This window comes from Brevundimonas sp. CURTG3B2_SDJG (assembly GCF_057364705.1).
Window position 1 is genome coordinate 1 of record NZ_JBNFOJ010000114.1, and the last position, 9,029, is coordinate 9,029.

The window sequence follows — 9,029 nt, forward strand, 5'->3', positions numbered from 1 at the left end:
ATCGCCCTGGCCTTCCTGCTGATCCAGCGCAAGCGGCTGTCGGCCCTGCTCATGGTCGTCGGCCTGCTGGGCGGGGTTTGCCGTTGCTGTGGCGCGCGCGGCCGAGCGGCGCGTCCAAGTGAGGGCCGGGAGCCAGATCGTGTGGGCGCCGTCGGGGGTCCACCATCGGCCCTGGAGCCCGGCCCACCTGCGGGCGAGGGCGCGGTCCGACGGCGGCCTGGACCTGAGCTGGAGGCCGCGGTCGCGGATCGACGGAGACCGCTGGGACGGCGAGACGGCCCCGGCCGATCCGTCGCGTTTCCGCGTGCGGGTGCTGGACGGAGAGGCGGTCCTGCGAAGCTGGGAGGTCGAAACGCCAGCGGCGATCTATGCCGCGCCGGATCGTGCGGCTGACTTTCCGGAGGGGCCGGGACCGGCTGCGGCGATCCGGACGTCGCAGTGGGGCGAAGGCTACGGTTGGGGCGTCGAGGTCGAGCTGAAGCTCGGCTGAGCGGCGGAAAACGACGGCCGATCCCGCCTTCGCCTTTGCGGAATCCCGGCGATGCCCTAACTGTCGGGCTCGGCTTTCAACGGAGCGGCTTTCGACGTGGCGGGCGATCCCTACAAGGAACTGGGCGTGGCCCGGGGCGCGAGCCAGGACGAGATCAAGAAGGCGTTCCGCAAGCTCGCCAAGGACCTGCACCCCGACAAGAACCCGGGCGACAAGGCCGCCGAGGATCGGTTCAAGCGGGTTACGGCGGCGTTCGACCTGCTGGGCGACGCCGAGAAGCGGGCGAAGTTCGACCGCGGCGAGATCGACGCCGACGGGCGCGAGCAGTTCCGGGGCTTCGGCGGCGGCCAGCGCGGAGGGCCCGGCGGCTTCGGCCAGAACCCGTTTGGACAGGGGGGCGGTCAGCGGGGCGGGTTCGAGAACATCGACCTGGACGAGATCTTCGGCGGCATGTTCGGCGGCGGGGCCCGGCCGGGCGGCACGCGCGGGGGCGGGTTCGCGTCCAAGGGCCAAGACCTGCGGGCGACGCTGGAGATCAGCCTGGAGGACTCGATCTCGGGCGCGACGCGGCGGATCCAGTTCTCGGACGGGCGGACCCTGGACGTGGCCATTCCGAAGGGCGCCGGCGATGGGCAGACGATCCGGCTCAAGGGCCAGGGCATGCCCGGCCGCGGCGGCGAGAACGGCGACGCCCTGATCGAGCTGAAGCTGGCGCCGCATCCGATGTTCGTCCGCGACGGAGCGGACCTGACGATGGACCTGCCGGTGCCTCTGTCCGATGCGGTCCTCGGCGGCAAGGTCCCGGTTCAGACGCCTGAGGGGAAGGTCAGCATGACCATCCCCAAGGGGTCGAACTCGGGCAAGGTGCTGCGGCTGAAGGGACGGGGCGCGTTCGCCAACGGCAAGCGCGGGGACCTGCTGGCCAAGCTGATGATCCAGCTACCGGACGACGAGGACGGCGCACTGACCAAACTGGCCCAGTCGATGCGCGACAAGGGGCCGTTCAAGCCGTGGCGGGACTGATGGCCAACCGACCCAATGCGAAGCCGGCGCGGCCGTGGTTCTCGTCCGGGCCGACGGCCAAGCGGCCCGGCTGGTCGTCGCAGGCCTTGCCGCACGAACTGCTGGGCCGCGGCATCCGGGCGCCCGAGGTGGTCGAGCGGTTCGCCCACGGGCTGAGGCTGACGCGGGACCTGCTGCAGGTCCGGCGGACTGGACGACCGTCTATGTGCCGGGCTCGGACACCGGGGCCGTCGAGGCCGCGATGTGGTCGATGCTGGGCGAACGGCCGGTGCAGGTGCTGGCGTTCGAGAATTTCGGCAAGGTCTGGGCGACCGACGCGCGGGAGCACCTGAAGCTGGAGCCCGAGGTGCTGGAGGCCCCCTGGGGGCGGTTCCCGGACGTGTCCAAAGTCGATCCGAAGAAGGACCTGGTCTTCCCCTGGAACGGCACGACCTCGGGGGTCATGGCGCCCGGCGCCGACTGGATCGCCGATGACCGCGAAGGGGTGGTGATCTGCGACGCGACCTCGGCCGCCTTCGCCATGCCGCTGCCCTGGGGCAAGCTGGACGTCGTGACCTTCAGCTTCCAGAAGGCGTTGGGCGGAGAGGCTGGCCTGGGCGTGGCCGCGCTTTCGCCGCGCGCGATCGAGCGGTTGGACCGCTATGCGCCGCCTAGAAGCGTGCCCAAGGTGCTGCGGCTGCGGGACGCCAAGGGATTCGACCGGACGCTGGCGTCGGGCTCGATGATCAACACCTTCAGCGTCTGGACGATCGAGGACTGGATCGACGCGGTGGAGTGGGGGCTGTCGGCCGGCGGGCTGGACGCCCTGATCGCCCGGACGCAGGCCAATGCGGCGGCGCTGGACGCCTGGGTCGCCCGCACGCCGTGGGTGGAATATCTGGCCGAGGATCCGGCGACGCGGTCGACGACCTCGGTGTGCCTGAAGATCGTCGATGCGCGGGTGACCGCGATGGATGAGGCGGCGCGGCACGCCCTGGTGATGCGGATGAAGGCGTTGGTCGAGGAGGCGGGGGCCGCCTTCGACATCGAGAGCCACCGCAACGCGCCGGCGGGGCTGCGGATCTGGTGCGGCTGCACGGTGGACACGGCCGACATCGAGGCGCTCACGCCTTGGCTGGAGTGGGCGTTCGAGACGGCGATGGCGGAGATGGCGGCCGGCTGCAAACCCCCTCCACCGCCTTCGGCGGTCCCCCTCCCCCAAAGAGGGGGGAGGAATGGGACGACATCGTCCGATTCCCCCGCTATAGGCTGCGCCCGCATTCCGGAAACCGGATCAGCGGAGAGTGAACCTTGGCGAATGTCGCGGTGGTCGGCGCCCAGTGGGGCGACGAGGGCAAGGGCAAGATCGTCGACTGGCTGTGCGATCGCGCTGACATGGTCGTGCGCTTCCAGGGCGGCCACAACGCGGGCCATACGCTGGTCGTGGACGGCAAGGTCTACAAGCTGGCCCTGCTGCCCTCGGGCGTGGTGCAGGGCAAGCCGTCGATCATCGGCAACGGGGTGGTGGTCGATCCCTGGCACCTGGTGGGCGAGATCGAGAAGATCCAGGCCCAGGGCGTGGCTATCACGCCGGACATCCTGACCATCGCCGACAACGCCTGCCTGATCCTGCCGATCCATCCGGCGCTGGACGTGGCGCGGGAAGCCGCCGCCAGCGCGCCGGGCGCCAAGATCGGCACGACCGGCCGCGGCATCGGCCCAGCCTATGAGGACAAGGTGGGCCGCCGCGCCATCCGCGTCTGCGACCTGGCCAACGCCGACCACCTGAAGATCAAGATCGACCGCCTGCGCTCGCACCACGACCCGCTGCGGGCGGGCCTGGGGCTGGAGCCCATCGATCCGGACGCCCTGCTGGCCTCGCTGCTGGAGATCGCGCCGAAGATTCTGCCCTATGTGCAGCCGGCTTGGCGCGTGCTGGACAAGGCCCAGAAGGCGGGCAAGCGGGTGCTGTTCGAAGGGGCGCAGGGCGCCTTCCTGGACGTGGACCACGGCACCTATCCCTATGTGACCAGCTCCAACACCGTGGCCGGGCAAGCGGCGGCGGGCTCGGGGATCGGGCCGCGCGGCGTCGGCTATGTGCTGGGGATCGTGAAGGCCTACACCACCCGGGTTGGCGAAGGGCCTTTCGCCTGCGAGCTGAACGACGCGGTGGGCGAGCACCTGGCGACCGTGGGGCGCGAGGTGGGGGTGAACACCGGGCGGGCGCGGCGGTGCGGCTGGTTCGACGCGGTGCTGGTGCGCCAATCGGTGGCGATCAACGGGATCGACGGGATCGCCCTGACCAAGCTGGACGTGCTGGACGGGCTGGAGACGCTGAAGATCTGCGTCGGCTACCGGATCGGCGGCGAGGTGGTGGACTATCTGCCGTCCAGCCTGAAGGACCAGGCGGCGGCCGAGCCGGTGTTCGAGGAGCTGGAAGGCTGGACCGAAAGCACGGCCTCGGCGCGCAGCTTCAAGGACCTGAACGCCAATGCGATCAAGTACGTGCGGCGGATCGAGGAACTGATCGGGGCGCCGGTGGCGCTGCTGTCGACCAGCCCCGAGCGCGACGACACCATCCTGATGCGCGACCCGTTCCTGGGCTGATCCTCCGAAAACGCAGCGTTCAAGCGGCTTTAACGATCAAGATGTTAGCCGTCGGACCTCGCCGGAGGTTCTGTCGTGTTCGCAATCGATCGTCGTGTGCTGGCCAAGCTTGAGCCGGTGGTCGGACGGGTCCTGATCGTGGACCCCAATCCGCACGCGGCGCGGCTGCTGTATGACATCGTCAAGGCGCTGGGCGCGCGCGATGTGGTGACCGTTCCCGACGAAGCCAAGGCGCTGAAGGCGGCCGCGGCGATGGAGCCGGGCATCATCTTCATCGAGCGGACCGGCCCCGGCCTGGACGGCGAGAGCCTGGCCCGCCGGCTGCGGCGGTCGGACATGGAATGCCGACGCGCCCCGATCATCATGGTGACGGCCGAGGCGACCGCGACGACCATTCTGGGCGCCCGCGACGCCGGCGTGCACGAGTTCCTGCGCAAGCCCTTCACCAGCGGCGACCTGCTGAAGCGGGTCGAGAACGTGGCGCTGAAGCCGCGGACCTGGATCGAGGCGGTCGGCTACGTCGGCCCGGACCGCCGACGGTTCAACTCGGGCGAATACTCCGGGCCGTCAAAGCGGCGCAGCGACCGGGCGGCGACCGGGGCGGCGGCGCTGGCGGCCGACAAGGACCAGGCGATGCGCATCCTGGCTTCGGCCCTGGACCAGTTCGACAACGATCCGATGCAGGCCGTGCGTTCCATTCGAGAACAGGCGGCCAACCTGAAGGCTCTGGCGATGAAGGCGTCGGATTCGCGTCTGGCCGTGGCGGTGGGCGCGCTGGAAGTCAGCCTGGCCTCGGGGCCGCCGACCAAGGCGACGCTGTCGGCGCCGATCGGCGGACTGCTGGCGATGCACCAGGCGGCGGCGGAGCCTGTGAAAAAGGCGGGCTGACGCCCGCCTTGATCATTCTTGGTCGCGCTATCGCTCGCGACACGGTCGCTCGCTGCTTGAGCGCGTTTTGGTGCGCTATCGCTCGCGACACGGTCGCTCACTGCTTGAGCGCGTTTCGTGGTGCGCCATCACTCGCTGCCTGAGCGCGGGCGGTCAGGCGTCGACCAGGTTCCGCTCTTCGGCCGCGGCGCGCATGGCCTTCTGGAGCTTCTCGAAGGCCCGCACCTCGATCTGACGGACGCGTTCGCGGCTGACGCCGTACTGGCCGGCGAGCTCTTCCAGGGTGACCGGGTCGTCCTTCAGGCGGCGCTCGGTCAGAATGTGCTTCTCGCGATCGGTCAGCTCTTCCATGGCTTCCTGAAGCAGGCCCATGCGCAGCGACTTCTCTTCGTCGTCGGCGAGTTGGGTCTCCTGCGAGACCGCGTTGTCGTCGGCCAACCAGTCCTGCCATTCGCTTTCGCCGTCGGCGCGCAGCGGCGCGTTCAGCGAGGCGTCGCCGCCCAGGCGGCGGTTCATGTCGATGACGTCCTGATTGGTCACGCCCAGCTTGGTGGCGATGGCGTCGACGTGCTCGGGGTGCAGGTCGCCTTCCTCGAAGGCCGAGATCTGGCTCTTGGCCTTGCGCAGGTTGAAGAACAGCTTCTTCTGCGCGGCGGTGGTGCCCATCTTCACGAGCGACCAACTGCGCAGGATGTATTCCTGGATGGACGCGCGGATCCACCACATGGCGTAGGTCGCCAGGCGGAAGCCCTTGTCCGGATCGAACTTCTTCACGGCCTGCATCAGGCCGACGTTGCCCTCGGAGATCACCTCGCCGATCGGCAGGCCGTAGCCGCGGTAGCCCATGGCGATCTTGGCCACGAGGCGCAGGTGGGACGTCACGAGACGGTGGGCGGCTTCCGGATCCTGGTGCTCGGTCCAGCGCTTGGCGAGCATGAACTCCTCGTCCTTCGCCAGCATCGGAAACTTGCGGATTTCGGTCAGGTAGCGCGACAGCCCCTGTTCAGGCGACATCACCGCGAGCGTATTGTTAGCCATAAGTCTGGTCCCTCCGACCGAATGAACGAGCGGGTCCAACGGAGACGGCCACGTTGTGTGCGCCGGCGCCTCACCCCTCAACCGATGAGATAGGGTCGGGTTTCCGTCTTTGTCAGAGGCGGATTGTCACACGAAAGCGTGACCGTTGCCCCGGCGCCACTGCACCGATGGCAGATCGTATAGCAGGTAGTCAGTCCTGAATCAAGACTGACTATTCGAGCCCTAGGATCTGACGGTAGGTCGGGTGGACGACGTCGGCGTGCTCGGGGTGTTTCTGCAGGTAGGCGGAGAAGAACGGGCAGACCGGCAGGATCAGCAGTCCGCGCGCGCGAGCGTCGCCGATGACGTGCTTGGCCAGACGGCTGGCGATGCCCTGGCCCTCCAGCGCCTGCGGCACCAGGGTCTCGGTGATCATCAGGTTCTGTCCCGACAGATTATAGGTGACGACCGCCACCTCGGCGCCGAGGGGCAGTTCGTAGCGATGCTGTTCGGCGTTGTCGCGGATGTCGGCGTCGGCCATGGGGCGGGCTCCTCTAGTAGAAATCGACGTGCAGATGGTCGTCATGCCGGGCGGCCTGGCAACCGGCGAAACGCAGCTTGGGATGGCCCCAGAGGCCGAAGCGGCGTTCCAGGTGCGGTTCAATGAGAATGCGGCGAACGCGCCGGTCGGCGATCAGCGTCTCGACCAGGGCCTTGGTGCGCGCCTCGTCGAGACGCCACGGACGGTCGGCGGGCGGATCGGGTTTCTCGGCGCGGCCGGGGCGGCCATTGGGGCAGGCGATCTCCTCGCCCGGGCGGGGCGGCTCAGCGGGCCAGTAGCCGCCGTATTGGTCGGTGACCGGGAACGCCGTAAGCGGCCGGCCCTGGACGTCGGTGTAGTAAAGGCCGAGATCGATCTGGCGGCCGTCGCCATGGCTGAGGTGCGGCGGGAAGGGCCTGCGGCCGTTGGGACCTGAGGCGTCCATGAAGCGCAGAACCTCGTCGGGATAGCGCTCTCGCATCGTCCTGGCGGCGGCGACCAGGGCGTCGCGCGCGGAGGGCGTGACGAAGTGACGGTCACGCCGACAATAGTAGGGCCGGGTCGGCTCCAGCGGCGTGGAGGCGTCGCACGGCAGGGTGACCAGGCCCGCGGCGTTGGGTTCGACGGAGTTGGACTGACCTCGCCAGGGAACGCCGTCCTCCAAACGGTCACAGCCCGCCAGCATCAGAAGCAGGATCGCGACCCGCGCCCTCACAGGTCGGACAGGCTGTCTTCGAGCGCCTGCATGTCGGCGGGCGGCGCGGTCTCGAACCGGAGCGCTTCGCCGGTCACCGGGTGGACGAAGCCGAGCACGGCCGCGTGGAGCGCCTGGCGGGTCAGTCCGGCCGCGACGATGGCGGCCCGGACAGGGGCGGCGGGGCTGCCGGAAACCGTAGACCGGGTCGCCGAGGATCGGCGCGCCCTTCGACGCCAGGTGGACGCGGATCTGATGGGTTCGGCCGGTGTGCAGGGTGCAGGCGACGCGGGCGGCCATCGGCGCCCCGCCGGCCCGGGCGGGTTCGCCGAAGGTCTTCTGGACGACGTAGTCGGTGACGGCGTTGCGCCCGCCCGAGCGAAGCACGGCCATCTTCTTGCGGTCGGAGGAGGAGCGGCCGATCAGGGTCTCGATCCGGCCCTTCGGCGGGTTTGGAGCGCCGCGGGTCAGGGCGATGTAGGTGCGCTCGATGTCGTGGGTCGCGAACAGGGCCGAGAGGCCGGCGTGGGCGCGATCCGACTTGGCGGCGACCATGACGCCCGAGGTGTCCTTGTCCAGACGGTGGACGATGCCGGGACGCGCGACGCCGCCGATGCCCGACAGGCTGTCGCCGCAGTGCGCCAGCAAGGCGTTGACCAAGGTGCCGGTCTCGCTGCCCGGAGCCGGATGGGCGGCCATGCCGGCGGGCTTGTCGACGACGATCAGGTCGGCGTCCTCGAACAAGACCGTCAGCGGAATGGCTTCCGGCTGCGGATTTGCGGGCGCCACGGGGGGCAGGGCGACGCGGTAGAGGCCGGGCTGGGCCTTGGCCGAGCCGCCGGACAGCGTCTGGCCGTCGCGGCTGACCGCGCCTTCGGCGAGCAGGGCCTGCAGGCGCGCGCGGGACAGGGTCGGGAAGGCGTCGGCGAGGGCCTTGTCCAGGCGGGCGCCGCCGGTCTCGATGCGGGCCTCAAGGGTGACCGGCTCGTCGTCGTCGATAAGAAGGGGTTCGTCCGACACCGCGCGCTCCGCCGCCCTGGCCGGTTCTGGGGCGGTCCGGGGGCGGTAAGGCATCGTCTAGCATGGCGAAGGCCGACGCCGTCAAACCGAAGCTTGGCCGTTAGGGCGAGTTGCGGCAGAGTGCGGGCGGGGCTTTCTGGGGGAGGGCGCGATGCGCACCGTCTTGTTCGCCGTTCTGGCCGCCGGCGCCGTGCTGGGCCTGGGCAGTTGCGCCACCATGAGCGCGGAAGAGTGCATGGCCGGAGACTGGTCCGGACGCGGGTTCGCCGACGGCGCCGAGGGGCTGTCGATGAGCCGGCTGGGCGAGCACGCCGAGGCGTGCGCCAAGCACGGGGTGGTTCCTGACGACGCCGCCTATCGGGACGGCTGGTCGCAGGGTGTGCTGCGGTACTGCACGCCGCAGCGTGGATTCGCCGAGGGGCGGGAGGGATCCAGCTACGCCGGGGTCTGCCCGGCGGGCCTGGAGAGGGACTTCCTGCCGGCCTATGAGGACGGCCGGGTCGTCTATGCGGCCGAGCAGGCGGTCAGCAGCGCGCGCAGCACGGTCGACAGCCTGGCGTCCCGGCTCGAGGAGCTGGACGACAAGATCGAGGCCAAGCAGCGCGAGGCGCGCGCGGACGGGCTGACCGACGAACAGCGCGACGTGGTGCGCAACCGGATCCAGGAGCTGCGCCGCGAGCGCCAGAACACCGAACGCGACTGGCGCCGGGCGCAAGACGCGCTCGACGACGCCGACGCATGGTGTGCGGCGGGGCGGAAAGCTCCATCGT

Annotated in this window: 8 protein-coding genes and 2 pseudogenes; 6 read left to right on the forward strand and 4 right to left on the reverse strand. The window is 69.8% G+C overall.

The window, feature by feature from the left end:
- Nucleotides 1-139 precede the first annotated feature (139 nt).
- The 5 genes and pseudogenes from AC2W7C_RS09300 to AC2W7C_RS09320 all read left to right on the forward strand — a co-directional run bounded on the left by AC2W7C_RS09300 (nucleotide 140) and on the right by AC2W7C_RS09320 (nucleotide 4,987).
- Nucleotides 140-490: a hypothetical protein gene (locus AC2W7C_RS09300; RefSeq protein ID WP_486001184.1), complete on the forward strand. Its 351-nt coding sequence runs from the start codon at nucleotides 140-142 to the stop codon at nucleotides 488-490.
- A 96-nt stretch (nucleotides 491-586) separates the two neighbouring features.
- On the forward strand, nucleotides 587-1,513 hold the full coding sequence (locus AC2W7C_RS09305) for a DnaJ C-terminal domain-containing protein (protein WP_486001185.1): 927 nt from the start codon (nucleotides 587-589) through the stop codon (nucleotides 1,511-1,513).
- Nucleotides 1,513-2,669, forward strand: a pseudogene (locus tag AC2W7C_RS09310) (phosphoserine transaminase); the annotation flags it as partial. The gene AC2W7C_RS09305 and the pseudogene AC2W7C_RS09310, both read left to right, overlap by 1 nt.
- Nucleotides 2,670-2,803: 134 nt before the next feature.
- The gene (locus AC2W7C_RS09315) at nucleotides 2,804-4,099 is read left to right on the forward strand and encodes an adenylosuccinate synthase (protein ID WP_486001186.1); all 1,296 of its coding nucleotides are present in this window, start codon (nucleotides 2,804-2,806) and stop codon (nucleotides 4,097-4,099) included.
- 75 nt (nucleotides 4,100-4,174) lie between these two features.
- A complete protein-coding gene (locus AC2W7C_RS09320) occupies nucleotides 4,175-4,987 on the forward strand; it encodes a response regulator (RefSeq protein ID WP_486001187.1) in 813 nt (270 codons plus the stop codon).
- A 153-nt stretch (nucleotides 4,988-5,140) separates the two neighbouring features.
- Here the strand turns inward: AC2W7C_RS09320 and rpoH are convergent, their stop codons facing one another.
- The 4 genes and pseudogenes from rpoH to AC2W7C_RS09340 form a co-directional block, all read right to left on the reverse strand.
- On the reverse strand, nucleotides 5,141-6,025 hold the full coding sequence (rpoH, locus tag AC2W7C_RS09325) for an RNA polymerase sigma factor RpoH (protein WP_486001188.1): 885 nt from the start codon (nucleotides 6,023-6,025) through the stop codon (nucleotides 5,141-5,143).
- A 211-nt stretch (nucleotides 6,026-6,236) separates the two neighbouring features.
- Nucleotides 6,237-6,545, reverse strand: coding sequence for a GNAT family N-acetyltransferase (locus AC2W7C_RS09330; RefSeq protein WP_486001189.1), 309 nt, complete (start codon nucleotides 6,543-6,545; stop codon nucleotides 6,237-6,239).
- Nucleotides 6,546-6,558: 13 nt separating this feature from the next.
- Nucleotides 6,559-7,260: a hypothetical protein gene (locus AC2W7C_RS09335; protein ID WP_486001190.1), complete on the reverse strand. Its 702-nt coding sequence runs from the start codon at nucleotides 7,258-7,260 to the stop codon at nucleotides 6,559-6,561.
- Nucleotides 7,257-8,313 (reverse strand): annotated as a pseudogene (locus AC2W7C_RS09340) (RluA family pseudouridine synthase). The gene AC2W7C_RS09335 and the pseudogene AC2W7C_RS09340 overlap by 4 nt, the downstream one beginning before the upstream one ends.
- Before the next feature lie 97 nt (nucleotides 8,314-8,410).
- On the opposite strand from AC2W7C_RS09340, the gene AC2W7C_RS09345 reads away from it, so the two are divergent.
- Nucleotides 8,411-9,029: DUF2799 domain-containing protein (locus tag AC2W7C_RS09345; protein WP_486001191.1), on the forward strand; the 619-nt coding region annotated here is incomplete at its 3' end.